General features: G+C 54.5%; 22 protein-coding genes. 13 read left to right on the top strand and 9 right to left on the bottom strand.

Features of this window, described 5'->3' with window-relative positions:
• Positions 1–654, bottom strand: a complete 654-nt coding sequence (locus BLP79_RS03120) for a thiamine diphosphokinase (protein WP_090216146.1) — start codon at positions 652–654, stop codon at positions 1–3.
• 137 nt (positions 655–791) lie between these two features.
• Here BLP79_RS03120 and BLP79_RS03115 point away from each other — a divergent pair, with 137 nt between their 5' ends.
• Positions 792–2834 carry a hypothetical protein gene (locus BLP79_RS03115; protein WP_090216143.1) on the top strand — a complete coding sequence of 681 codons (2043 nt, stop codon included), beginning with the start codon at positions 792–794 and terminating at the stop codon, positions 2832–2834.
• A gap of 85 nt (positions 2835–2919) precedes the next feature.
• On the opposite strand, the gene BLP79_RS03110 is transcribed toward BLP79_RS03115, so the two are convergent.
• Both BLP79_RS03110 and BLP79_RS03105 read right to left on the bottom strand, forming a co-directional pair.
• Positions 2920–3153 carry a DUF2842 domain-containing protein gene (locus BLP79_RS03110; protein ID WP_090216138.1) on the bottom strand — a complete coding sequence of 78 codons (234 nt, stop codon included), beginning with the start codon at positions 3151–3153 and terminating at the stop codon, positions 2920–2922.
• Positions 3153–4448 (bottom strand): adenylosuccinate synthase, encoded by a 1296-nt coding sequence (locus tag BLP79_RS03105; protein ID WP_090216135.1) that lies wholly within the window; start codon positions 4446–4448, stop codon positions 3153–3155. Before BLP79_RS03105 ends, BLP79_RS03110 begins: the two co-directional genes overlap by 1 nt.
• Before the next feature lie 239 nt (positions 4449–4687).
• Here BLP79_RS03105 and secG point away from each other — a divergent pair, with 239 nt between their 5' ends.
• The 6 genes from secG to BLP79_RS03075 all read left to right on the top strand — a co-directional run bounded on the left by secG (position 4688) and on the right by BLP79_RS03075 (position 11585).
• Entirely contained in the window at positions 4688–5056 is a 369-nt protein-coding gene (secG, locus tag BLP79_RS03100) for a preprotein translocase subunit SecG (RefSeq protein ID WP_090216133.1), read from the top strand.
• 163 nt (positions 5057–5219) lie between these two features.
• Positions 5220–6863 (top strand): CTP synthase, encoded by a 1644-nt coding sequence (locus tag BLP79_RS03095; protein ID WP_090216130.1) that lies wholly within the window; start codon positions 5220–5222, stop codon positions 6861–6863.
• Positions 6864–7193: 330 nt separating this feature from the next.
• Entirely contained in the window at positions 7194–8708 is a 1515-nt protein-coding gene (locus tag BLP79_RS03090; RefSeq protein WP_090216127.1) for an FAD-binding domain-containing protein, read from the top strand.
• A complete protein-coding gene (locus tag BLP79_RS20220; protein WP_090216124.1) occupies positions 8705–8842 on the top strand; it encodes a DUF2256 domain-containing protein in 138 nt (45 codons plus the stop codon). The genes BLP79_RS03090 and BLP79_RS20220 overlap by 4 nt, the downstream gene beginning before the upstream one ends.
• Complete coding sequence (locus tag BLP79_RS03080) at positions 8782–10071, top strand: FAD-binding domain-containing protein (RefSeq protein ID WP_232716301.1); 1290 nt, start codon at positions 8782–8784, stop codon at positions 10069–10071. Before BLP79_RS20220 ends, BLP79_RS03080 begins: the two co-directional genes overlap by 61 nt.
• Before the next feature lie 20 nt (positions 10072–10091).
• Entirely contained in the window at positions 10092–11585 is a 1494-nt protein-coding gene (locus BLP79_RS03075; protein ID WP_090216118.1) for a cryptochrome/photolyase family protein, read from the top strand.
• Positions 11586–11950: 365 nt separating this feature from the next.
• On the opposite strand, the gene BLP79_RS03070 is transcribed toward BLP79_RS03075, so the two are convergent.
• Positions 11951–12853 (bottom strand): fructose bisphosphate aldolase, encoded by a 903-nt coding sequence (locus tag BLP79_RS03070; protein ID WP_090216114.1) that lies wholly within the window; start codon positions 12851–12853, stop codon positions 11951–11953.
• Positions 12854–13034: 181 nt separating this feature from the next.
• Here BLP79_RS03070 and BLP79_RS03065 point away from each other — a divergent pair, with 181 nt between their 5' ends.
• From BLP79_RS03065 to BLP79_RS03050, 4 genes are all read left to right on the top strand, one after another.
• Positions 13035–14153, top strand: a complete 1119-nt coding sequence (locus tag BLP79_RS03065; protein ID WP_090216111.1) for a pyridoxal phosphate-dependent aminotransferase — start codon at positions 13035–13037, stop codon at positions 14151–14153.
• A 222-nt stretch (positions 14154–14375) separates the two neighbouring features.
• Positions 14376–16232, top strand: coding sequence for an ABC transporter ATP-binding protein (locus tag BLP79_RS03060; RefSeq protein WP_090216108.1), 1857 nt, complete (start codon positions 14376–14378; stop codon positions 16230–16232).
• A 101-nt stretch (positions 16233–16333) separates the two neighbouring features.
• Positions 16334–17083 carry a CAF17-like 4Fe-4S cluster assembly/insertion protein YgfZ gene (gene ygfZ / locus BLP79_RS03055; protein WP_090216104.1) on the top strand — a complete coding sequence of 250 codons (750 nt, stop codon included), beginning with the start codon at positions 16334–16336 and terminating at the stop codon, positions 17081–17083.
• An 87-nt stretch (positions 17084–17170) separates the two neighbouring features.
• Positions 17171–17716 (top strand): hypothetical protein, encoded by a 546-nt coding sequence (locus BLP79_RS03050; protein ID WP_090216101.1) that lies wholly within the window; start codon positions 17171–17173, stop codon positions 17714–17716.
• Between the two features lie 14 nt (positions 17717–17730).
• Here BLP79_RS03050 and BLP79_RS03045 read toward each other — a convergent pair whose 3' ends face one another.
• Positions 17731–18642: a glutaminase gene (locus tag BLP79_RS03045; RefSeq protein WP_090216098.1), complete on the bottom strand. Its 912-nt coding sequence runs from the start codon at positions 18640–18642 to the stop codon at positions 17731–17733.
• A 122-nt stretch (positions 18643–18764) separates the two neighbouring features.
• Positions 18765–19328 carry an elongation factor P gene (gene efp / locus BLP79_RS03040; protein WP_090216095.1) on the bottom strand — a complete coding sequence of 188 codons (564 nt, stop codon included), beginning with the start codon at positions 19326–19328 and terminating at the stop codon, positions 18765–18767.
• A gap of 227 nt (positions 19329–19555) precedes the next feature.
• Here efp and BLP79_RS03035 point away from each other — a divergent pair, with 227 nt between their 5' ends.
• Positions 19556–19873: a DUF6280 family protein gene (locus BLP79_RS03035; RefSeq protein ID WP_090216091.1), complete on the top strand. Its 318-nt coding sequence runs from the start codon at positions 19556–19558 to the stop codon at positions 19871–19873.
• 104 nt (positions 19874–19977) lie between these two features.
• Here the strand turns inward: BLP79_RS03035 and BLP79_RS03030 are convergent, their stop codons facing one another.
• Positions 19978–20544, bottom strand: a complete 567-nt coding sequence (locus BLP79_RS03030; protein WP_090216086.1) for a hypothetical protein — start codon at positions 20542–20544, stop codon at positions 19978–19980.
• Between the two features lie 73 nt (positions 20545–20617).
• Between BLP79_RS03030 and BLP79_RS03025 the strand changes: the two genes are divergently transcribed.
• Positions 20618–22060 (top strand): cobyric acid synthase, encoded by a 1443-nt coding sequence (locus BLP79_RS03025; protein WP_090216083.1) that lies wholly within the window; start codon positions 20618–20620, stop codon positions 22058–22060.
• Between the two features lie 22 nt (positions 22061–22082).
• Here BLP79_RS03025 and BLP79_RS03020 read toward each other — a convergent pair whose 3' ends face one another.
• Both BLP79_RS03020 and BLP79_RS03015 read right to left on the bottom strand, forming a co-directional pair.
• The gene (locus BLP79_RS03020; RefSeq protein ID WP_090216080.1) at positions 22083–22922 is read right to left on the bottom strand and encodes a hypothetical protein; all 840 of its coding nucleotides are present in this window, start codon (positions 22920–22922) and stop codon (positions 22083–22085) included.
• Positions 22923–23014: 92 nt separating this feature from the next.
• Entirely contained in the window at positions 23015–24451 is a 1437-nt protein-coding gene (locus BLP79_RS03015; protein ID WP_090216078.1) for a TolC family outer membrane protein, read from the bottom strand.
• Positions 24452–24494: the final 43 nt, after the last annotated feature.

Raw genomic sequence — 24494 nt, 5'->3', positions numbered from 1 at the left:
CTACACTTGAGCCATCACAGTTTTTAAATGTGATTTTTGCAACATCACCAACATCCCCGGCCCATCTGCCTCTAGCGTGATGGGGCCTTGAGCTTTGTTTGATGTGCCGATTTGCTGCATGGGGTGAAAGGTAAGCCCATCAATCGGCCAGCGTAATCCCGTGGAGCGCCCCTGCACGCCTGTAAGCGAAAATAAGGAAACGGGTTCTTCGGGCGCACAGGATACCTCCAGCCTGTGTGTGAGGTGAAATACAATCTCATGAGCTCCGATCAGAATACAGGGCGAACGTCCGGGCTGCACCAAACTGTGCAAGACCGCCAGTTGGTGATCCAATCGAGCCCCCAGAAATCCCACGGCCAAAACAACGGGGGCTGAAATTGCGCGCAGCGCTTTATCAAAATCTGTACTGTCTTGTTCGCCAATATGGCATAAACCTGCAGCGCCCAGCCGCACCCGCGCCTCGGCGCTGATGGAATCCAAGTCTCCAATCGTCAGATCCGGCCTGACCCCTTGCGCAAGCGCCTGATCCGCCCCACTATCGGCTGCAACCACATAAGGTGCGAGCGTCTGGGCCACGCGTAAATCCTCGGCCTGCAGCGCCCCACCGCCAACTAAAGTGACCGGGCCTGCCTGTTCTACAATCAGCTGTGTCATGGCCTATTCCTTTCAGATTCGGGCCGCAGCCACAATCTGAACACAAAAAGATACGAACAATTGCATGGATTCGAGCATAATTTGACGCTCTGACCAATATGATGAACAGAACATCTGCAGCGAGGACGGGCTGAAACATGGTACAGAACAACAAAGTACTCACAGTATCTTACGGAACCTTTTCCTGTACGCTGGAGGGGTTCGAAGACTCGTTTGGCACGATGAAGGTCATTGCTGAGTATTTTCGGGATCTGGCTGCCGATGATCGATATTTTGGAGCAGAGCCACCGCAACCTGATGCCGATATGCTGGCCCGGATTGCGCAGCGTGAAATCGCCCGCCAAGTGCAGGCCAGCACAAGCGATCAAGGTGTCCACCTGCGCGCCGCCACATTAGATGCACCTGAGGCACCGGAACCCGTTATCGAAGAACCCGCTGTAGAAATTGCAGACACAAAAGCTGCGCCTGCTGAAGAAACACATATCGTCACACCGGATGAAGCCACACCCATTGAATCTGAACCTGTCGACGACCTTCCCGTTGCTGAAACCATTGAGGCGCATCCAGTCGATGTGGCCGTGGAGCAGGCAGAAAACGATCCGGCCCCTGTTGAAGAAGACAGCGCAGCGACTGCACCTGAAACCTTTGAAATGGCAGAGGTTACAGAACCAGCGCAAGACATTACAGAAGCGGAACACGAAGAAGAAAGCACGCTTTCAGACATCCCTGATGACGCCTCAGACTTCTTTGCAGATAGCACACCGGATGAACAGTTCGTCGATTTGGCGGAAACGCACGATGTTGATAGTGCCGTTGCACAAATGGTCTCTCAGGTGCGTCAGGCGGAAGCCGAAGATATCGCCGCAGAAGAGGCCGAAAAGCCCCGTCAGCAGGCAGAAAGCATCGCTTCTAAACTTCAGCGTATCCGCTCGGTCGTATCTCGAACCCCTGTGAACACCCCGCCTCTTGAAGACATCGCAGAAGATGTCGTCGAGGAACGTGTTCAGGAAGTCGCCGCAGATGAGGTCTCTGATGCGGATACAGATCCATTCGATGACCCAATCGAAAAAGCCCTGCGCAAACTGGATGCGAAACGCGAAACACAACAAGAGCCAGAAGCCGAAGCTGACAGCGCGGCTGAAGAGCAGCCAGCAACAGAAGACGCGCAACCCAAACGCCGCCGTCGCCTGATCCGGGTAAAACGCGCTGCAGTGGATGAGGCCGTTTCAAATGGCACCCTCAATGAAGCTCCCCAAACCCAAGAGCAAACCGCAGAACCACCTTCAGAACCAGTACCTGCTCCAAAGGCAGAGCCGTCCCCAGTTCCCGGTGCAGAATTCTCAACGCTGAGTGAGGAAGACGAGGAAGATCTGCGTCGTGAACTTGCTGAAGTCGAAGCAGACCTGCTTTCTGCCAGCCAGCCCGATGAGGTTGAGGCACAGACAGCCGTCCCTGTTGAGGAACCCCCAACAGAAGCCGAAACAGCCCCTGCGATCTCGCGCGATCAGCCAACCACAGAAAGCGATGTGTCGCGCCTGATGGATGCGGCCGATGAGATGCTTGGTGATCCAGAAACCAGCTCCTCTCGCGAGACTTATAGCCACATGCGCGCAGCCGTCGCTGCCGCACAGGACGATGATACAACGGGCGCCACCACGGAAGACGAAGAAGAAGTCTACCGTAAGGATCTGGCCAGCGTGGTACAACCGCGCCGCCCGGTCGCCAAACGACGCGACACGCCGCGCATACCCGAAGGCGAATCTCGCCCTGCGCCGCTCAAACTGGTGGCCGAACAACGTATCACGGGCGAAGACGAGGCTGCGCACTCTGCCGCCCCTGTCCGCCCGCGCCGAATCCGGTCTGGCATGATGACACAAGGGGCCAGCGCACAGGCAAGCCCAAGCGCCTTTGCCGATTACGCCCGTGATGCCGGTGCGGTCGAGTTGCACGAGCTACTAGAAGCCGCAGCCTCTTACCTCAGTTTTGTTGAAGGTCACGAGGTGTTCTCGCGTCCGGATTTGATGAACAAACTGCGTGCAAGCGGTAGCGAATTTAACCGCGAGGATGGCCTGCGTTCCTTTGGTCAGCTGTTGCGCGAAGGAAAAATCGCACGCGCCGCAAATGGGCGGTTTTCAGCGGCTGAAACTATCGGATTTCAACCCGGCAGCGCAGCTGGCTAAATCATACGTAAGAACATCAAACAAAAACGGCGGCTCTGACATGAGCCGCCGTTTTTATATCTGCTATTCCCCAAAAGCACTCGCTTTATTCAGGCGTGTCCTCATCCGGGTCAGCTTTGCCAATCCCTTTAAAGACGAACTTAAAAGGAAAAGCCCATAGCACGCCAAGGCCAACATAAATTGCCAGTTCCAGCAGCAAAGGTGGCCTGTCAAACAGGCCAACCACAACAACTGCGGCGATGATATAGGTCGGCAATCCCAACAACAGGATCACCAAAGACAATCGCCGCCGTGCTTTATAACTCAGCCCGTCCGCCATCAGTCCGCAAACGGATCCGTGACCAGAATGGTGTCGTCCCGCTCAGGGCTGGTTGACAACAGGGCAACTGGGCAATCGATCAGCTCTTCAATGCGTTTGACATATTTGATCGCATTAGCAGGTAGATCATTCCAGCTGCGCGCCCCTTCGGTGCTTTCACTCCAACCTAGCATTTCTTCATAAATGGGTGTGCAGCGCGCTTGTTGATCAGCCGCCGTCGGCAGGTAATCCAGACGTTCGCCGTCCAGATCATAGCCCACGCAGATTTTCAGCGTTTCAAACCCATCCAGCACATCCAGCTTGGTCAAAGAAATACCGGTGATGCCAGAGGTGGCACAGGTCTGGCGCACAAGGCAGGCGTCAAACCAGCCACAGCGACGTTTGCGCCCCGTGGTGGTGCCAAATTCATGACCGCGCGTGCCCAGTCGGTTGCCGTCTTCATCTTCCAGCTCGGTTGGAAACGGCCCTTCGCCGACGCGGGTTGTATATGCCTTTACGATGCCCAGCACATAATCAATGGATCCTGGACCAATGCCCACACCCGTTGCCGCCTGTCCTGCAATCACATTGGAGGACGTCACAAAAGGATATGTGCCAAAATCAATATCCAAAAGCGCGCCTTGTGCGCCTTCAAACAAGATACGTTTGCCGGATTTGCGCTTTTCGTTCAGCACTTTCCAGACCGGAGCGGAAAACGGCAGAATCTCTGCTGCGATCTCTTTCAACTGTGCCACCAGCGCGTCACGGTCGACAGGATCAATGCCCAGACCTTTGCGTAAAGGATCATGGTGCTGCAATGCACGATCCACACGTGCTTCTAGCGTTGCATCATCCGCCAGATCTGCAACACGAACAGCGCGGCGGCCAACCTTGTCTTCATATGCTGGGCCAATACCGCGACCCGTGGTGCCGATTTTGGTGCCTTTTGAGGCCGCTTCTTCGCGCGCACGGTCCAATTCACCGTGAATGGGCAGGATCAGCGGCGTATTTTCCGCAATCATCAGCGTTTCAGGTGTGATTTCAACACCTTGCTCACGCACGGTGGCGATCTCTTTCAGCAGATGCCAGGGGTCCAGAACCACACCATTCCCGATCACCGACAGTTTACCGCCGCGCACAACGCCAGAGGGCAGCGCGTGCAGCTTGTAAACCTTGCTGTCAATCACCAACGTGTGGCCCGCGTTATGTCCGCCTTGAAAGCGCGCGATTACATCGGCACGTTCGCTGAGCCAGTCAACGATCTTGCCTTTTCCTTCATCGCCCCATTGGGCGCCGACTACCACGACATTGGCCATCTCAGGTCCTTTGCATGTTGGGTGTTTAAGTGCTGGATAAAACCAGAGCCCCATATAGCGAGGCAAATCGCAGGAGGGAACCCAAAATTCACAGAACTGACATAGGACAAGAACAGCGAGACCTTGATCGGGACATGCACAAGCCCAACCGAAGCCAATAAGCACGCATTTCCTACTTGCTCCCTCCGTCATTCTTGCCTACATACCTGCCGATACTCAGCCAACAGCCGCAGGGTCCCATGGAAAACGTTGTACTTATTATCCACCTTCTTCTGGCTCTGGGCCTTATTGCGGCCGTATTGCTGCAACGCTCTGAGGGCGGCGGCCTTGGCATGGGCGGCGGTGGTGGCGGCGGAGCCGTATCTGGCCGGGCGGCAGCCACAGCGCTGACCAAGCTGACTTGGATTTTGGCGATTGCCTTCATCTGTACATCCATTACCCTGACTGTGATTTCTGCACAGAAGTCCTCTGGCAGCTCGGTTTTTGATGGTTCTCTCCTGCCACCTAGCGATACAGGCACACCTGCAGCGCCAAGCATTCCTTTGGGTAGTGATCTTTTGCCTCCTTCAGCGGCAGACAGCGCACCTTTGGTTCCCAGCGCCGAGTAATAACCTATACCTTGACTGGATTTCGGGAACCGTAACAGCATCTTGCGGTTCCCTTGCGTATGCGCAGCGAATCTCATATATACTGAAGTCCCGTGGTGCAGTGGTTTTTTGACCACCGGGCATTCTCTTATCTTGCAACTCTCACGGGGGCAGCCGAACACTTATGGCGCGTTTCATCTTCATCACTGGTGGTGTGGTTTCTTCGCTTGGCAAAGGGCTGGCCTCCGCCGCTCTGGGCGCTTTGCTTCAGGCCCGCGGCTATTCCGTCCGCCTGCGCAAACTTGATCCCTATCTCAACGTCGATCCCGGCACCATGAGCCCGTTTGAACACGGCGAAGTTTTTGTAACCGATGATGGTGCGGAAACCGATCTGGATCTGGGTCACTACGAACGCTTTACCGGTGTTCCTGCCCGCAAGACAGATTCGGTCTCATCAGGTCGGATCTACACCAACGTGCTGGAGAAAGAGCGTCGTGGCGACTACCTGGGCAAAACCATTCAGGTGATCCCCCATGTAACCAATGAAATCAAAGACTTCATCTCAATCGGCGAAGATGAAGTGGATTTTATGCTGTGTGAAATCGGCGGCACCGTAGGCGACATCGAAGGCCTACCCTTCTTTGAGGCCATCCGCCAGTTTGCGCAGGACAAGCCGCGCGGCGAATGCCTGTTTATGCACCTGACCCTGCTGCCTTACATTAAGGCTTCGGGGGAATTGAAAACCAAACCCACCCAGCACTCGGTTAAAGAGTTGCGCTCCATCGGTCTTGCGCCTGATATTCTGGTCTGCCGCTCCGAAGGTCCAATCCCAAAGAAAGAACGCGAAAAGCTGGCGCTGTTCTGCAATGTGCGCCCTGACAGCGTGATTGCCGCGCAGGATTTGAAATCGATCTATGAGGCGCCGCTGGCCTATCACCGCGAAGGTCTGGATCAGGCCGTGCTGGATGCCTTTGGCATTGCGCCAGCGCCCAAGCCAAACCTTGCCCGCTGGGAAGATGTGGCGGATCGTATCTACAATCCCGAAGGCGAAGTGCGCGTGGCCATCGTGGGCAAATACACCCAGCTGGAAGACGCCTATAAATCCATTGCCGAAGCGCTGACCCATGGCGGCATGGCCAACCGGGTGAAAGTGCGTATCGAATGGGTGGATGCTGAACTCTTTGATAAAGAAGACGCGGCTCCTTACCTGCAGGGCTATCACGCCATTCTGGTCCCCGGCGGCTTTGGCGAACGGGGCACCGAAGGCAAAATCAAAGCCGCGCAATACGCCCGTGAAAATGGCGTGCCCTACCTTGGCATCTGTCTGGGGATGCAAATGGCCGTGATCGAAGCCGCCCGCAACGTGGCTGGCATCAGCGAAGCCGGATCTGAAGAATTTGACCACGAAGCTGGCAAAAAACGTTTTGAGCCCGTGGTCTACCACCTGAAAGAGTGGGTGCAGGGCAATCACAAGGTTGAACGCAAAGTCGGCGACGACAAAGGCGGCACCATGCGTCTGGGCGCGTATGACGCCACCCTCACCGAGGGCTCTCGTGTGGCCTCTGCTTATGGCGACACCGCAATCGAGGAACGCCACCGCCACCGCTATGAGGTGGACATCAAGTACCGTGAAAAACTGGAAGAGTGCGGCCTGAAGTTCTCGGGCATGTCCCCTGATGGCCGCCTGCCCGAGATTGTGGAGTGGACAGACCACCCCTGGTTCATCGGCGTTCAGTTCCACCCCGAACTGAAATCCAAACCCTTTGAGCCGCACCCCCTGTTCAAAGATTTCGTCCGCGCCGCCAAAGACGCCTCCCGTCTGGTCTAAGGCCAAAAACAGAACTGAAAAACGCCTCGGAAAACTCCGAGGCGTTTTGTTTCGCACGAGAACAATGATAGCGAACCAAATTCTGTAAGACTTGCTTGAAAAACAGCGCTCAGCTGGACGCAGCCCCAAGGCCTCTGGTGCGAATTACGGTAGCGGACCTTCGCCGCGTGATTTCGCAGTGCTATAATGGGCAAGTTACTGACATCGACCTATAGAAAGCCAACGGCCTCTTGGTGCAATTCATAGCGCTCGTAGAAACTGGTGTTCGATATCACTTGATCCATTTCAGGTCAGCACACGTATTCAAACTAAGAAAAGTTTGGAGGCTTTGTGCAGATCGTCTGGTTTAAACGTGATTTGCGGGTAGAAGATCACCCTGCATTGTCGCAAGCCTCGCGCTTGGGGCCTGTTCTACCGCTTTACGCAGTGGAAACTGAACTTTGGAAACAGTCGGATGCCTCAGCGCGGCAATGGTCCTTTGTTGCTGAGACACTTACTGAGTTGCGCGCCAGCCTTGGCAAACTTGGCCAACCTCTTGTCGTGCGCGTGGGCGAGGTCACTTCGATATTGGCTGAGCTGAGGAAATTCACCCCGATAGAAGGCCTTTGGTCACATGAAGAAACCGGAAATGATTGGACCTATCGCCGGGATTTGCGGGTTGCCGCGTGGTGCAGGCAGCATGGCGTGCGACAGTACGAGGTGCAAAATCATGGTGTGTTTCGCAGGCTTAAATCGCGCAATGGATGGGCAGAACGCTGGGATAAGTTCATGCAGCAACAGGTTTCTTCCCCTATCGCGCTGGAACCTGTCCAAGTCGAGCTTGGGTCTATCCCAACTGCGTGCGACCTTGGATTGGCGGAGGATCCATGTCCGGAACGGCAACTTGGCGGGCGGCGTGCTGGGTTGGAACGGCTGAACAGCTTTTTGACACAGCGAGGTGAACGCTACCAACGCGAAATGTCCAGTCCAGTACAAGGGGCCGTCGCTTGTTCTCGGCTATCACCATATCTTGCCTGGGGGGCGCTTTCGATGCGCGAGGTGGCGCAGGCAACAGAACTGCAACGTAACGCATTACCGCCACACGCTACGAACTGGCGCAAGTCACTTCGATCATTCTCTGGTCGATTGCATTGGCATTGCCACTTTATACAGAAACTCGAAGACGAACCGCGTATCGAGTTTGAAAACTTGCACCGTCTTTACGACGGGCTGCGGCCCACCCAGCCGGATTCGGAACTGTTGGCGGCTTGGGCAAACGGCGAGACCGGCTATCCCTTTTTGGATGCCTGTATGCGATCCTTGCGGGCCACGGGATGGCTGAACTTTCGGATGCGAGCGATGGTAATGGCCACGTCCAGTTATCATCTATGGCTAGACTGGCGGGCACCCGGTTTGCATTTGGCGCGGATGTTCACTGACTACGAACCGGGCATTCATTGGAGCCAAGTTCAGATGCAATCCGGCACCACCGGGATCAATACAGTACGCATTTATAATCCAGTCAAACAGGGGTACGATCAGGATCCACAGGGCGTGTTCATTCGCAAATGGGTGCCAGAGTTGGCACATGTCTCGGATGAGCATATCCATGAGCCTTGGATCGCCAGCAATGCGCAACAGATCGTTGGGACCATCTACCCAAAGCGTGTTTTCGACCATCTTGCAGCGGCGAAAACAGCCCGTGAACGTGTCTGGGGTGTCCGGCGCAGCACAGAGTTTCGCACGGAAGCAAGAGCAATTTCTGCCAAGCATGCAAGCCGTAAAAATAGAAAAGGCTCGCGCAAGAAAGCACGCAGTGGGGACAATCCCGCGCAGCTCAGCCTGCCATTTGGAGATCCATCATGAAGATGCGGAAAAAAGCCAACTTGCCACAAAAGATCTGCCCCGTCTGCCTGCGCCCGTTCACCTGGCGTAAGAAATGGGCGAAGCATTGGGACGAGGTGAAGTTCTGCTCGAAAAAATGCCGGTCGACCGGATGAGCGAGATTTTTCCAGAATTTGCCGAAAGATCCGAGCCCATTAGCTTCAAACCTACACGTGCAGAGGGCCTGAAAAGGTTGGAGCAGTTCGTAGCGCGGACCGGGCGACATTATGCAAACATGCGCAACTATGATTTTGGGGCTGCAAGACGCAGCAATGTCTCGGGCCTTTCGCCCTGGCTCAGGCACCGGTTGATCACTGAGACAGAGGTCCTTCAACGGGTTTTGGCGAGACACAGCACCAACGCATCAGAAAAGTTTATACAGGAAGTGTTCTGGCGCACTTACTTCAAAGGATGGCTGGAACAGCGCCCAAGCGTTTGGACCCAGTATCAACGCGATCTCGTTGATCTGGTACAGGTGTTAGGCCGTGATGCTGCGTTACAGACCCAAGTGAACATCGCGGTGACCGGAAAGACCGGTATCGATTGCTTTGATCATTGGGTGCGTGAACTAATTAAGACCGGCTACCTACACAATCATGCACGCATGTGGTTCGCATCGATTTGGATTTTCACGCTGCGCCTACCGTGGCAGCTTGGTGCAGACTTCTTTCTGCGGCACCTGCTGGACGGTGATCCGGCGTCAAATACGCTGAGCTGGCGTTGGGTTGGTGGGTTACACACCAAAGATAAGATCTATCTGGCACGCGCCGACAACATTGCAAAATTCACCGAAGGCCGTTTCAACCCCAGAGAGCTGGCGACTTCGGCAGAGCCGCTGACCGAGCAGGTGGATCATCCGCGTGTTTCACTTTCATTGTGTGAAACTCAGCCGTGCTCCCCATATCTTTTACTCTTGACTGAAGAGGACCTGTCGGGCGCGGCCCTTATGTCATCCGCGCCTGCTGCCGTGATTGGCCTTTCGGCCACCCAAGGTCGCTCTCCAAATTCGTTGGGGCGTCCGGCAAAGGAGTTTGCGATAGGTGCAATGAACAATGCTCTGGGCCCGTTTGCACAGCTTGCTGAACGGGCCGAAGATTGGTCTATCACGCTGCTCAATGCGGCCAAGGCTGCTGACGTATCGACAATTGCAACAGCATACGCCCCTGTGGGGCCGGTACGATCCAGATTGGATCGCGCAGAACCTGTTCTGAACAGCGCGGGTATCACTCTGCACAGGGTTGTGCGACCAAGTGATGCTTTTGCCTGGCCCCATGCAAAAGCGGGATTTTTCAGTCTGAAAAAAAAGATTCCCTCAATTTTGAACCAGATGAAGCTGACCAGCTAGCCTAATTGCACGAGCCCCTCATGTCTTCAGCCACCATTATTCTTCCTAACCAGCTTTTTGCCCAACATCCCGGCCTGTCCTCGCAGACCGATCAGGTTGTGCTTTTTGAAGATCCTCTTTTCTTTGGAGATGCGGTTTATCCGGCCACAATGCACAAGCAAAAGCTTTGGTTGCACAGAGCTTCTATGACGCGGTATCGTGACGATCTAAAGAGCCGGGGTTTCAAGGCTAAGATCTGTAAGTACGAGGCACATGCAGGGGCCTCTACGCGGCTTTTCGAAGAGCTGCGCCAGTGTGGCTTCAATCAAGTCACCATGGCAGAGCCCGTTGATTTTATATGTGAAAAGCGCTTGAAAACAGCGGCGGCGATCACTGGTATCAAGCTTGATTTTAAGCCCTCTCCGGGCTTTTTGAATACACGGGCTGACAATTTGGCATGGTCGGCTGGTCGCAAACGTTGGTTCATGGCCGAGTTTTACAAAAGCCAGCGCCGCCGCATGGATGTTTTGATGAATGGGGATCAGCCGCTTGGTGGGAAATGGAGCTTTGACGAAGACAACCGGAAAAAGGTCCCCAAAAGGCAGCTGACAAGTTTACCTTGGATCGATTGGCCTGTTCATGATGAGGTTGATGACGCCGCGCGGGTACAGGTGCTCGCTGAGTTTCCGGACGCTTTGGGCACCCTTGACACGCTCTATTATCCAACATCGCACAAAGCAGCGGCAGATTGGCTAGTCCAGTTTCTGGAACGGCGTTTTGAACGTTTCGGCGATTACGAGGATGCCATTGTCGAAGGCGAAAGCTGGCTCTGGCATGCGGTTCTCACGCCTGCGCTGAACATTGGGCTTTTGACACCGCAGCAGGTCGTGGATACAGCGCTTACTCATGCAGATCGCAAGGGAATTCCACTGAACTCGACCGAAGGATTCATTCGCCAGATCATCGGCTGGCGCGAGTTCATGCGCGCGACGTATGATAGTCTTGGGGTCCAGATACGCACGACAAACCATTGGGACCACAATCGCCCCATGCCCCAGGCCTTTTACGACGGCACCACGGGTATAGGCCCGCTGGATGATACGATTCAACGCGTGCTCAAAACGGGGTATTGCCACCACATAGAGCGGCTCATGGTTTTGGGTGGGTTTATGTTTATGTGCGAGATTAACCCGGACGCCGTCTATCGCTGGTTTATGGAAATGTTCGTCGACAGCTACGATTGGGTCATGGTTCCAAATGCCTATGCTATGAGCCAGCACGCCGATGGCGGGCTGATAACCACAAAGCCATATTTTTCCGGTTCAAACTACATTCGTAAAATGAGTCATTGGGGCACCGGACCTTGGGCCGATATATGGGACGCTCTGTATTGGCGTTTTATCCTGAAACATGCCGATAGGTTGGCCAAGAATCCACGCTGGGCAATGATGTGTCGAACGGCACAACGCATGTCACCAGAAGTCAAACACAAACACATCGATACGGCCGAAGCTTTTTTGCAGCGAATGACCTGACAATAGGATTCGTGATACTTTTGGTCCGAGATCAAAGGCTCTTCGCAGGGATACTTTGGAGCTGGGTCTGCGAAAGTCATGGCCGACATGACCGGTGTTAGGCTTGGAACGTGAATAACGTTAGCAATCCACACTCTGTGGCTCTTGATCCGAAGTGCAGCATTTGTTGTTTTGGGCTCGAAACCCGAGTTCGCCACGTAAAGCACGAAGGTTCGCTGCCTAGGAAAGTGCATCATCCCTCCTGACCCATTCTTTCGTGTGCGCAACATTTTGCTCCATTGCCCACACGAAAACACCCCGCGCCACAGTTAGAGGGCACGGGGTGCTAGATCCTTCGTAACAGGTTAAAACCTGCGCGGAAAACCTTACAGCGAAGCGTCGTAGATCTTTGAGATATTCGCGCCCAGCGCCGCGTTATACTCGTCTTCCGACATCGCAACATTCAGACCCTCGGTCAGAGCGCGGCTGAAGGAGGCGATCATCTTGGAGTTTTGCGCCAGTTTCTCGCAGGCGTCCGCGGTGGAATAGCCGCCAGAGAGGGCAACCACACGCACCACGGCGGGATGATCCGCCAGCGCATCATAAATGCCAGCTTCGGTCGGGATCGTCAGCTTCAGCGCAACTTTGGTGCCCTCCTCCAGCGCGTTCAACTGGTTCAGGATCTCCCCTTTCAGCAGCACCTCAGCCTCACCTTTGGTGGTGGAATGAATATCCACCTCGGGCTCGATGATAGGCACAAGGCCCGCTGCGGCAATCTGTTTTCCAACCTCAAACTGCTGTGCAACCACAGATTTGATTCCTTCAACATTCGCTTCTTTGATCACGGAACGCATCTTAGTGCCAAAGATCCCCGCATCCTTTGCGCGCGCTAGCAACGCGTCCAGATCCGGCATCGGTTTCATAACCTGAACGCCGTTTGCCTCCGCATCCAGCCCTTTGTCCACTTTAAGGAAGGGAACAACCCCACAGCTGTCCCAGAGGTACTGCGCAACGGGGGTACCATCAATCACATTATCCATCGTTTTTTCAAACAGGATCGCACCCAGTACTTTCTCTTTAGCAAAGGCCGGAGACGTGATGATCCGCGTACGCATCTTGTGGATTTCGCCAAACATTTCGTCATCATTGGCATAAGCTGTTTCGGCCACACCATAAAGGCCCAGCGCTTTCGGGGTCGAGCCGCCGGATTGGTCCAGCGCTGCGATGAACCCTTTGCCGTTCGTAATACGATCGAGCTGTTCTGTCTGTGTTGAAACACCGTTGGCCATAACGTCTTACTCCGCGTGAAAAACAATTTGCCTGTCTATACTCCGGTTTTTGCGCATCACAACGACCGGTTGCGCTAACGTATCCAAAGTTTTTGGGTTTCGCGCCAAAGAACCCGGGAGGCGTACAAAATCCGGCCCTGCTCACCTTGTTCTCACCTTCAAACCTCGCTTTACTGCAACGATGACAGTCCCTCGTTACACCCCTCTTGCTGCCAGCCTCAGCGCCACCTCGCCATTTGTTGGTCCCGAAACCCAAGAACGGGCCACTGGGAAGTTGTTTCAGGCAAGGCTTGGCGCAAATGAAAACGGATTTGGCCCTTCCCCCAAGGCACTTGATGTCATCCAGCAGGCCGCAACTGAGGTCTGGAAATACGCTGACCCAGAATGTCATGATCTGCGTCACGCTTTGGCGCAGAATCACAAATGTGACCTGCATAATATCTCTGTTGGAGAGGGAATTGACGGGCTCCTTGGCACCTTGGTTCGCCTTTTGATCGGCCCCGGCGACGTGGCTGTGACCTCACTTGGCGCTTACCCCACGTTTAACTACCACGTTGCAGGCTGCGGCGGATCTCTTGAAACGGTAGCTTATAAAGACGACTGCGAAGATCTTTTGGCGTTGATCGAACGGGCGAAATCCACCGGTGCGAAACTGATTTACTTTGCCAATCCTGACAATCCAATGGGCAGCTATCTAAAGGGCGAACACATTGTTGCAGCGCTGGATCACCTGCCGACAGGCACACTGCTCATCTTGGATGAAGCCTATATAGAGTGCGCGCCAACGGATGCATTGTGTGACATTGCATTTGAAGATCCACGCGTGATCCGAATGCGCACCTTTTCCAAAGCCCATGGTCTGGCGGGCCTGCGCATTGGCTATGCACTTGGCCATCCCGATCTGATTGCCGCCTTTAACAAAATCCGCAATCATTTTGGCGTCAATCTACTGGCACAAAAAGCCGCTCTCGCGGCCCTTCAAGATCCAGACTGGCTGGCTCATATTCAAAGAGAACTGAAAGACGCCCGCCAGTTTATATATGAGGTGGCACAGAGCAATGGTCTGACAGCTCTGCCATCAGCAACAAATTTTGTTGCAATTGATTGCGGGCGGGATGAGGCCTTTGCCAAAGAGGTTCTTGAGGCACTCATCGCCCAAGGCGTCTTTGTACGTATGCCCTTTGCCGCCCCACAAAACCGCTGCATTCGCGTCAGCTGTGCGCCACGCGTGGTGTTGGAAAAATTTGCCTCTGCTCTTCCCAGTGCACTTGCACAAGCCCGTCGCGCACACCCTGTTTGAATGGGTCGACCGCGCCGGGCCCGTGGGGTCCGGCGCTACGCCCAACGCATTTGGTCAGGACGGGGCAGCCGTCCGCCCAATGGGGCGGGAGCCCTCCCATCTCAAGATCACGTACCATTCCAGTGATGCGAAACCTTGCACCGCTGCCAAGAGCTGCTTAAATGCTGAAACCGTCTTTGCGCCCCTGCGCAGACTCCAAGAACGACATAGGCAGAGCCGCAGATGAGCACCCCCCATAAATCCTCCCGCGAGCTCTTGCCTTGGCTGTGGCGCGGCTATCTGCGCCCACACATGGGACTTCTGGCCATTGCTGTCGTCTTCATGCTGATCGAAGGCTCAATGGTTGGGGGGCTTGCCTATATGATGCAGCCAATGTTTGATCACGTGTTCGTCGCAGGCAATGCGGACGCTCTTTTCTGGGTCAGTATGGCCTTTCTGATTATCTTCTCGGTACGTGGCGTGGCATCCGTCTGTCAGAAGGTTCTTCTGGCCAAGATCTCGCAGACCTCAGCCGCACACCTGCGCAAAGACATGTTGGCGCGTCTTATCCAGCAAGACCCCGCCTTTCACAAAGATCATCCCCCAGGTGCATTGATTCAACGGGTGCAAAGCGATGTGACCAGCATCAACGCGGTCTGGCGCGCACTAATTACTGGTGCCGGGCGCGATATCACTCAGCTGCTGGCGACCCTTTACGTGGCCCTGATGGTGGATTGGAGATGGACACTCCTCATGCTTGTAGGTTTGCCCCTGCTGTTAATCCCGATTTCATCGGTTCAGCGTTACGTCCGTCGCAAAGCGTCTCAGGCTCGTGATCTTGGAGCCTCACTTTCCACCCGATTGGATGAGATCTTTCACGGCATCATTCCGATCAAACTAAACAGTCTTGAACCCTACCAACAGCGCCGTTTTGGGAAACATATGGATGATTTTGTCCGCGCTGAGGTACGTGCAAACTTTGGCACCTCTTCCATCACGGGCATGATTGATATCATGGCGGGCCTTGGTGTGATGGGTGTGGTTCTGTACGGCGGCAGTGAAATCATTGCTGGCGAGAAAACTGTTGGCCAATTCATGAGCTTTTTCACCGCAATTGGCCTCACCTTTGATCCCATGCGCCGCCTTGCTGCCGTGTCAGGCACCTGGCAGGCTGCGGCGGCTGCGCTAGAGCGGATCAAAGACCTGATGGATATGCCCATCCGCCTTCTGTCACCTGCGACTCCAAAATCTGTACCCGAGGGCCTGCCGGAAATTCGTTTGGACAACATCCGTCTGTCTTACGGAGAAACAGAAATCCTGCACGATCTTTCACTGGTGGCGGAAGCAGGTAAAACCACCGCCTTGGTGGGGGCTTCAGGCGCGGGCAAATCAACGATCTTCAACCTGCTGACACGCCTTGTAGATCCACAAAACGGCAGCGCGCGCATTGCGGGTACTGCAGTGACTGATATGGACCTTACCGCTTTGCGCGGGTTGTTTTCCGTCGTCACCCAGGACGCGCTTTTGTTTGATGAAACCCTGCGCGAAAACATCTTATTGGGGCGCACAGATGTGAATGACGCACAACTGCAAAAGGTGCTGGACGCCGCACATGTGTCTGATTTCTTGCCCAATCTTTCAGAGGGGCTAGATACCCCCGTTGGTCCGCGCGGATCTGCCCTGTCAGGTGGGCAACGCCAACGCGTGGTCATTGCACGCGCCCTGTTGCGAAATACACCGATTTTATTGCTGGATGAAGCAACCTCGGCCCTTGATGCACAATCTGAAAAGGTGGTTCAAGCCGCGCTTGAACGGCTTGCAGGGGGGCGCACAACGCTGGTAATTGCACACCGTCTGTCGACCATTCGCGCCGCCGACAAGATTATCGTGATGGATCAGGGTCAAATTGTTGATCAGGGCAACCATGAAGAGCTTTTAGCGCGCGGTGGTCTTTATGCTGATCTCTACCGGCTGCAATTTCAGGACAGCAGCTCCGACACCCCTGCACCTGCGCCATTTCCGTCCCCTGAAAATGCGCCAGCTTCCCCACCCTCTCTGGGGTGGTTTGGCCAGCTCAAAAAGCGCTTTTTCAGAGGATAACTGATCGCATCAGAGGTTCTTTTGATGCAGCTGCTTCACATCTTTCACACGTTGCTTATATCTTGCTGCGTGACACCTGATGACGACCCAATGGAGGTTTCATGACATCCTCGCGCAAGATCTACCGCCTGACCGGCCCGGATGCCCGTTCCTTTTTGCAAGGGCTGGTGACAAATGACGTGGAAAAAATCGATCAGGGCCTTGTTTACACAGCGCTTTTGACGCCACAGGGAAAGTTTCTAGCTGATTTCTTCCTGAGCGCAGATACAGACGGTGGCATCTTGCTGGACATCGATGCGACAAGTGCCGAGGCCACGTTAAAACGGCTGACAATGTATCGCCTGCGCGCAGATGTCACAATTGAAGAGAGCCCTTTAAAGGTCGCACGCGGAACGGGCGACATGCCAGAAGGCGGGCTCATAGATCCTCGTCATCCCGCGCTTGGCTGGCGTCTTTATGGCGATACAGACCAAAGCGATGGCACCGATTGGACCGCCCTGCGGGTGGCCCATTGCATCCCAGAAACCGGAATAGAGCTGACTCCTGATACCTTTATTCTGGAGGCCGGTTTTGAAACCTTGAACGGCGTTGATTTCCGCAAAGGCTGCTATGTCGGGCAAGAGGTCACAGCCCGGATGAAACACAAAACTGAGCTGCGCAAAGGTCTAAAAACCGTAGAGATCACGGGGCAAGCCCCTATTGGCAGCGATATCAGGGCTGGCGAAAAGACTGCGGGCACATTGTATTCGCAAAGCGGGTCAAAAGCGATTGCCTATTTGCGCTTTGATCGCGCGCGCGGCGTGCTCAAGGCGGAAACTGCAGAGCTGCGGTGGAACACCAACCCAGATTAATCCCGGCAAAACGCCTCTGCGTAAAAGCTTTACTCACATCTTTTCATATAGTCTCCACTTAGGTTTTACATGTGGAGGAAAGCCGGTATGCGATCTGTGTTGCTTGGATGCTGTTTGGGACTGACTGCCGGTTCTGGTTTCGCTGAGGGGTATTGGGCATTTCGGGATTGGAGTGTTCAAGTTGAAGCCCCACGCGGTGTCGAAGACACCTATGTCACATGCAGAGCCTGGACTGGGGGTGATGGAGACCCCATCCTGACACTTGAAGTCTACGCAGGCGATGCTGGACCGCCTTATCACTATCCCATGGCCACTCTGCGCGAAATCGCACCGCGCCATTACCCAACGCAGATGCAGGATGGGCAAACCGTTGATTTCTTGTTTGATTTTGATCGCGAATTCTACATCGCGGCTCCTGTAGCGGGATGGATCAACGACGAAGGCCTTGCGGAAGCCCAAAGCCGATTGCAGCAGGGTGACACTTTGCCCATGTTGCGCGCGATGAAAAAGGGGAGTTACGTTGAGAGCTGGATTGGCAATGATATGATCTACGAAGCCTCGCTCAGCGGATTCACCGCAGCTTATGGCAAAATGATGGATGAATGCGGCTTTTCGCTCCACCTTCCCAGTTAGTCTCGCGCAAAAGACTAGCCAAAGATTGACCAGCCGGTCGCCCGCGCCAATTGTTCCACCGCAAGGGTTCCAAGATGGGAATTGCCATGGGCGTTCAATCCGGGCGACCACACACTGATTGCAGCGCGCCCCGGTGCAATGACCAAAATACCACCGCCAACGCCGCTTTTGCCCGGCAAGCCAACCCGGTAAGCAAAATCACCTGATCCATCGTAGTGGCCACATGTCAGCATCAAAGCATTGATGCGCCGCACACTTGCCGGTGAAATCAAACGCGGCGCCCCCTCTCCGCCCACCAGAAATCTCCCTGCCCGCGCCAGCTGTTCACAGGTCATTTCAATCGCGCAGTGATGAAAATAAGTACCGCAGGTTTTTTCCGGTGGATTGAAGAAATTTCCATGTGCGGCCATGAAATGAGCCAGCGCCAGATTGCGATCTCCATGCATGGCTTCAGATCGGGCGACATTTTCATCAATACGGATATCACCATCGCCAGCCGCACTTTGAATAAAACGCAAGACCTCGCCCAGCACTTCGCGTGGTTCATGTCCCTGCAGTATGGCATCGGTTACCACCAAAGCGCCCGGATTGATAAACGGATTGCGCGGTATACCCTGTTCGTGTTCCAGCTGCAAAATGGAATTGAACGGCTGGCCCGAAGGTTCGCGCCCAACACGTTGCCACAAACGGTCTCCCAATTTGCCAAGAGCAATGGCCAGCGTGAACAGTTTCGACACAGATTGAATGGAAAATCGGGTATCGCTATCCCCTGCCGAGTAAATCCGCCCGTCCGGCAAGGCGATAGTTATGCCAAAGTGATCCGGATCGATCGACGCCAGCTCTGGAATATAGTCAGCGACAATCCCGCGATCGCGGCGCGCTATCATATCCTTTGCAATTTGCGTCACCAGTTGTTGCAGATCCATTTTCTAACCTCCCGACCCGATCCTCTGCGAGACTGGTTCATATCAACGCACAAATATTAGGCAATACAGAAAACCCGCGCCAAATAGCACGGGTTTTCGCAAAATCAGCTGTAAAATCGGCCTTAGGCGCGTTCGGAATATTCCATGCTTTCGGTGTTCACGATGATCATCTCATCCTGTCCAACGAAGGGGGGCACCATGACTTTTACACCATTGTCCAGAACCGCTGGTTTGAAAGAATTCGCTGCGGTTTGGCCTTTCACCACTGGTTCGGTCTCAACCACCTGACAGGTGACTTTTTGTGGCAGCGTCGCGTTCAGCGCTTCGGCTTCGTAGAATTCAACAACGATGGTCATACCATCCTGCAAGAACGGGCGGCGTTCGCCCAATAGGTCTGCAGGCAATTCAATTTGTTCGTAGGTTTCAGCATCCATGAACACCAGCATTCCATCGCTTTCATAGAGGAATTGCTGGTCTTTTTGTTCCAGGCGCACGCGTTCTACTTTGTCTGCGGAGCGGAAACGTTCATTCAGTTTAGAGCCGTTGCGCAGGTTGCGCAGCTCGACCTGAGCAAACGCGCCGCCTTTGCCAGGCTTCACATGATCCACTTTTACAGCAGCCCACAGGCCGCCATTGTGTTCCAGAACATTGCCGGGACGGATTTCGTTGCCGTTGATTTTGGGCATGAGAAAGCCTTTCGGATGGTTGATGACGAGGTTTAAGCCCCTATATCTGCCACAAGGACAGCTGGCAAGCTGGCGTTCCATCGGATGTACATCAGGAAAATTGCAAAGCGTTAGATATGCATTAAATGCATGGAAGATATGCAAATACAGGCTATCCGAATCGTCACAATTTCGCCATAAGGAGCGTCACGCCGAAATGCAATACCAAGAACAACAAAGGAAACGAGATGCAAGATTTCGTTGACGGCTCCGCTTATAATAACGAGCAAGGCAACCGCGCGCGCAAACTGTTTGCAGCGGTTGTTTTGGCCGCACTAGATGATGCAATTGCTGACGATAAAAAATACGGCAATGGCCCCGAACAAATTGCACGCTGGGCGCGGTCGCGCGACGGTCGTGAAGTGCTGAGCTGCGCGGGTATCGATCCCAACGAGCGCGTGGTCGAAGGCTTGATGGATTTTGTAGGCCGCGGTGTACGGACCTCTGTTGCGCTGTCTCGTGAAGAGAGCGAGCGCCGCAATGCAGCGCAGGCTGAAGCGGCATAATTTCCGCTTGGGTCAAAAATTTGCTTTAAGCGTAAAAACGCGTCCGTGGGGGGCGCGTTTTTATTTTTTAAGGCCCTTAAATTTAAGTCTTGCGATCTGGCTGTTCAGAAAAACGTCAGCATTCGCCAAGTCGTCCATAATTCTGCAAACCACAAGACAAGAATAAGCCCCCGCATCCTCCAGCCCCGCTGCGGCATTAAAACAGCACAGGACACCGTGCTTGCAGCAAAGGTCACAGGCGCGAGCCATCCCGCATAATATCGGCTGTCCCAATAGCTGACGGGACTGTGAAACACCCAATCGCTGAAAGGCCAGAAATTTGGCCGCCCGTCGCCAGCATGCATGAAGAAATCAAGACCGACATGTAAAAGTGCCGAAGCTGTAAGTGCAACCAGCCAGAATTTACGCGACCATAAAGCAAGCCCGAGTAAGACCAACCAAAGCGGGATGGAATTGTCGATGGCGAAAACCTGTTGCCAGTCTTCAGAAAAATAGAGTTCGCCGAAAACCACACGGGGTGAAATCCCCTGTACAAACAAGGACCAGCTGACCATCACATAAAGCGACAGATCAGGCAGCAAAGAGCCAAACAGAGCTGCCGCGAAGGGGGCCTTGCCCTGTTTGCGCCCAAAGAGCGCAGCTCCGACTAAGAGGTGAGCAGGCGTATTCATTTCAGATCCTAACAGGTCTATGTTTCGGCACCGGAATCACGCGCGGCACTGATCCGCAGTAGGAGATATTTTTATGGCGCAGTCCATCATGATCCAAGGCACCGGCAGCAATGTTGGCAAATCTTTGATCGTTGCAGGCCTTGCCCGCGCCTATACGCGCCGGGGGTTGAGCGTTGCGCCATTTAAGCCGCAGAATATGTCAAACAATGCGGCTGTTACCCCCGAAGGGGGAGAGATTGGCCGTGCTCAGGCACTGCAAGCGCTTGCCGCGAGACGTGCGCCGCATACGGATATGAATCCAATCCTGCTCAAACCGGAAACCGAGACCGGGGCGCAGATAATTGTTCAGGGCAAACGACGTGGCACACGGGCGGCCGGTTCTTTTATGCGGGACAAAGCTGGCCTGCTGGAAGCCGCACTGGAAAGCTATAGCCGCCTGCGCGCCGACACTGATCTGGTCTTGATCGAAGGGGCCGGATCGCCTGCGGAAACCAATCTGCGCAAAGGTGACATCGCAAATATGGGCTTTGCCTGCGCTGCCGATGTTCCAGTGGTGATCATGGGGGATATTCACCGTGGCGGGGTGATTGCACAAATTGTAGGCACTCAGGCGGTCTTAGAGAAAAGTGACCTTAATCAAGTCGTTGGATTTGCTGTGAACCGGTTTCGCGGCGACCTCAGCCTGTTTGATGCCGGGCGCGATGATATTGCAAAACGCACAGGCTGGCCTGCGTTGGGCGTGATCCCGTGGTTTTGGGACGCGTGGAAATTTCCGGCCGAAGACATGATGGATATTGCCTCTCATCGCGGAGGTGGATTTAAGGTGGTCGTGCCGCAGCTGGAGCGCATGGCAAACTTTGATGATCTGGATCCCTTGTCCACCGAACCTGATCTAAGTGTTGAGATTATTCCCCCAGGTCAGGCCCTGCCCGGCGACGCCGATCTGATTTTGATCCCCGGCAGCAAATCTACGATTGGCGATCTTGCCTATCTGCGTGCGCAGGGCTGGGACATTGATATCAAAGCACACCACAGACGCGGCGGCCATGTTTTAGGACTGTGCGGCGGCTATCAGATGCTGGGCCAATCCATCCATGATCCCGAGGGCGTGGATGGGCGTGCGGGCCGTGTTGACGGGCTTGGCCTGTTGGATGTGGAAACCACAATGCAGGGCGAAAAACGCGTCACACTTGTAGAGGCGACAACGCGCGACACAAAAATCCCAGTCAAAGGGTATGAAATCCATATGGGGGCAACCACAGGGGCAGATTGTGCCCGAGCCTGGCTAAAGATTGGTGCGCGGACAGAAGGCGCAATGTCCGCCGATGGGCGTGTACGCGGCTCTTATCTGCATGGGCTGTTCGCATCAGACCCGTTTCGAGCTGCATTTCTTGCCGATTTTGGCCAAAGCAGCCAAATTGGATATGATGCCGGTGTCGACGCAGCACTTGATGATCTGGCTGCGCATCTGGAAACCTATATGGATCTTGATCAGCTGCTACAGCTTGCACGATGATACGACGCCTATATGGCGCCGGTTACAACAGATCCCGTGCGGCTAATGCGCGCTGAATTTCACGATGCACCAATTTGCGTACATTGCGCGTGATACGCTCGCCCAGTGCGCCTTGCAGCTCTTGGCGCACGATATCAGTGACCATTTCGCGTAGGGCGTCTTCATCCATCAGAGTTTCTTCGACGTGCTCAGCCACCTTTTCGATGGTGCGCTCTTCCACATCGTCTTGCAGTTCTCTTGGGTCTGCGATGATTTCGGCTGCGCTGGTATCAGAAGGTGTCTCTTTCTCAGCGGCGTCTGATTCGGTATCCCACGTCACTTCTGAGGTGAGATCCGCACCGAAAGGCGGTGTGGTACGCGCGGCAGGCTCCCATGACTCCTGTGGTGCAGCACCGCTTGCGGCTTCAAGTTCTGCCAGTTTTTGGACAACCGCGGCGGCTTTTTGAGCCGCGTTTTGCAACGCCTCACGTTCAGGGCGAGGCCGCCACACGATGGTTGCTTCTTGGTGTTCTACAGTTTCAGATGTTTCAGCAGCGGGTTGCCCCACGCCTGCCGCATCAAAAAGCTTGGCTTCTGGGTTTTGCCACGGCGCATCCGTGTCGCCACTTGCACGGTGCCCAGGTTCGCACAAATAAACCTGCGACGTAGGGCGGTCAGGATTGGTTTCTGATTGAGTTTTGGTGTTGGAGGCTGCGGGTTTCACACCCTCCGATACACGCAATGCAGGGGTTAAAACCAGACGTGGCGCCGTTGATTTAGGGCGCGAAACTGGTTTTACGATTTCTTGACTGCCATCACTCACCAACCGGCGAATGGAGGACAGAACATCTTCGACATCTGCCTGTTGAACGGGATCTGACATAACTGCTCAATCTACCTTGTGCTCTGCAGCAACTGTAGCGACGGTTGTGCGTTCGCACAATAGATTCAACAAATTATGAACAAAACCCTCCGTTAATTCTTACCCAGTGCTTTTAGAACGCGCTCCAAATCCTGACCGCGTTTGCTGCGCTCGGCGGGAGCGTCTTTGATCAGGTTATAATAAAGCGTTGGATCGTAGATCTCGACCGCGAGACCCAGATTTTCAGCCGTTAGCAAGCCCTGTGCCTGCAACAGCGAATACGCCGCAAGCGCCTGATTTGCCCTGGCTTGAATGCGGATCACCTGCGCGTCCAGAAAATCCTGTTCGGCTTCAAGCACATCCAACGTGGTTCGTGCCCCCAGTGTCGCCTCTTCGCGCAGGCCCTCAAAAGCCAATCGCGCGGCCCGAACCTGCTCATTTGAAGACACCAGACTTGCTGTTGCAGCTTCCAGACCCGCAAAAGAGCCCGCAACACCGCTTGCAACACCGCGCTGCGCAGTGATCAACGCGCCTTTTTCGGCATCCAGACGGGCAACATCCGCCCGTTTCGCTGACGCCAGACCACCACCTGCATAAAGGTTCTGCGACAAAACCAAAGCAGCCCCTGAGGTTGACGAAGTGCGCGAGGTGCCCCGCGTATCGGTGAATCCAATATTCCCGTTCAGGGTTACAGTTGGACCAAGCGCAGCCTTGCTGCCGCGGGTGGTCAATTCAGCCGCTTTTACGGCAAATTGCTGCCCCAGAATAATAGGGTGATTGCGCATCGCAAAAGATTGCGCCGCCGACAGATTTGTACGTCCTTTTGGCAGTGGGGGTTGTCCCTGAATAGGGCCCGGTGCGCGGCCAACGATCTCTTTATAAGTGGCTTTTGCGACTTCCAGATCCCCGCGCGCCTGTGTCAGCGCAGCCTGCGCCCCGGCGACACGGCTTTGCGCCAAAGCTACATCGGTGCGCGTGACGTCTTTGACCTCAAACCGGTTGTTTGCAGCGCGCAATTCTTCCCGCAAAAGACGCAGGTTGCTTTCACGCAAACGCACGTTTTCCTGCTGGGTGAGCACACCCACATATGCCTGAACCGCCTGAAACAGAACCTGCTGTTCGATGTTCAAAAGAGACTGGCGCGTTGCCAGAACGGCCTGTTCTGCCGCAAGGCGTGTAAATTGACGTTGACCACCATCCCAGACCACCCAACTAAGGTTCAGGTTGGTCGAGGCGGAATTGGTCTCGTTCTCTGAGATACCACCAAAAACATTCGGTGTGCGATTGAATTGATGGGCAACCTGTACTGTCCAGTTGACCACAGGACGCAATGCCGCAAGTGCGGTTGCGACGCTTTCATCTGTCACCCGTAACAAGGCCCGGTTTTGCTCCAACAGACCACTGCTGTTATAGGCCCCGATCATTGCATCCGTCAGATTATCCGCGCGCGCTGTCACCGGAACCGCAAGCGCTGCGGCAACACCGCCGATCTGCACAAGCTTCTTTAACTTCTGAAATGAAGACCTGTTTTTTAGAAATGTCGCTCGCATCTTATGCACCTGATTGAATACAGTTTTTGTTATCTTGTCCCGA

This window comes from Epibacterium ulvae (assembly GCF_900102795.1).
In the GTDB taxonomy this organism is placed as follows: domain Bacteria; phylum Pseudomonadota; class Alphaproteobacteria; order Rhodobacterales; family Rhodobacteraceae; genus Epibacterium; species Epibacterium ulvae.
Note: the sequence above shows the minus strand (reverse complement) of the source record. Positions and strands in the feature narration are given on the sequence as shown.

Excerpts from the sequence above, each read along its gene's own strand:
- BLP79_RS03120 (WP_090216146.1), bottom strand. The coding sequence starts at position 654 with ATGACACAGCTGATTGTAGAACAGGCAGGCCCGGTCACTTTAGTTGGC.
- BLP79_RS03115 (WP_090216143.1), top strand. The coding sequence starts at position 792 with ATGGTACAGAACAACAAAGTACTCACAGTATCTTACGGAACCTTTTCC.
- BLP79_RS03110 (WP_090216138.1), bottom strand. The coding sequence starts at position 3,153 with ATGGCGGACGGGCTGAGTTATAAAGCACGGCGGCGATTGTCTTTGGTG.
- BLP79_RS03105 (WP_090216135.1), bottom strand. The coding sequence starts at position 4,448 with ATGGCCAATGTCGTGGTAGTCGGCGCCCAATGGGGCGATGAAGGAAAA.
- secG (WP_090216133.1), top strand. The coding sequence starts at position 4,688 with ATGGAAAACGTTGTACTTATTATCCACCTTCTTCTGGCTCTGGGCCTT.
- BLP79_RS03095 (WP_090216130.1), top strand. The coding sequence starts at position 5,220 with ATGGCGCGTTTCATCTTCATCACTGGTGGTGTGGTTTCTTCGCTTGGC.
- BLP79_RS20220 (WP_090216124.1), top strand. The coding sequence starts at position 8,705 with ATGAAGATGCGGAAAAAAGCCAACTTGCCACAAAAGATCTGCCCCGTC.
- BLP79_RS03080 (WP_232716301.1), top strand. The coding sequence starts at position 8,782 with ATGGGCGAAGCATTGGGACGAGGTGAAGTTCTGCTCGAAAAAATGCCG.
- BLP79_RS03075 (WP_090216118.1), top strand. The coding sequence starts at position 10,092 with ATGTCTTCAGCCACCATTATTCTTCCTAACCAGCTTTTTGCCCAACAT.
- BLP79_RS03070 (WP_090216114.1), bottom strand. The coding sequence starts at position 12,853 with ATGGCCAACGGTGTTTCAACACAGACAGAACAGCTCGATCGTATTACG.
- BLP79_RS03065 (WP_090216111.1), top strand. The coding sequence starts at position 13,035 with ATGACAGTCCCTCGTTACACCCCTCTTGCTGCCAGCCTCAGCGCCACC.
- BLP79_RS03060 (WP_090216108.1), top strand. The coding sequence starts at position 14,376 with ATGAGCACCCCCCATAAATCCTCCCGCGAGCTCTTGCCTTGGCTGTGG.
- ygfZ (WP_090216104.1), top strand. The coding sequence starts at position 16,334 with ATGACATCCTCGCGCAAGATCTACCGCCTGACCGGCCCGGATGCCCGT.
- BLP79_RS03050 (WP_090216101.1), top strand. The coding sequence starts at position 17,171 with ATGCGATCTGTGTTGCTTGGATGCTGTTTGGGACTGACTGCCGGTTCT.
- BLP79_RS03045 (WP_090216098.1), bottom strand. The coding sequence starts at position 18,642 with ATGGATCTGCAACAACTGGTGACGCAAATTGCAAAGGATATGATAGCG.
- efp (WP_090216095.1), bottom strand. The coding sequence starts at position 19,328 with ATGCCCAAAATCAACGGCAACGAAATCCGTCCCGGCAATGTTCTGGAA.
- BLP79_RS03035 (WP_090216091.1), top strand. The coding sequence starts at position 19,556 with ATGCAAGATTTCGTTGACGGCTCCGCTTATAATAACGAGCAAGGCAAC.
- BLP79_RS03030 (WP_090216086.1), bottom strand. The coding sequence starts at position 20,544 with ATGAATACGCCTGCTCACCTCTTAGTCGGAGCTGCGCTCTTTGGGCGC.
- BLP79_RS03025 (WP_090216083.1), top strand. The coding sequence starts at position 20,618 with ATGGCGCAGTCCATCATGATCCAAGGCACCGGCAGCAATGTTGGCAAA.
- BLP79_RS03020 (WP_090216080.1), bottom strand. The coding sequence starts at position 22,922 with ATGTCAGATCCCGTTCAACAGGCAGATGTCGAAGATGTTCTGTCCTCC.
- BLP79_RS03015 (WP_090216078.1), bottom strand. The coding sequence starts at position 24,451 with ATGCGAGCGACATTTCTAAAAAACAGGTCTTCATTTCAGAAGTTAAAG.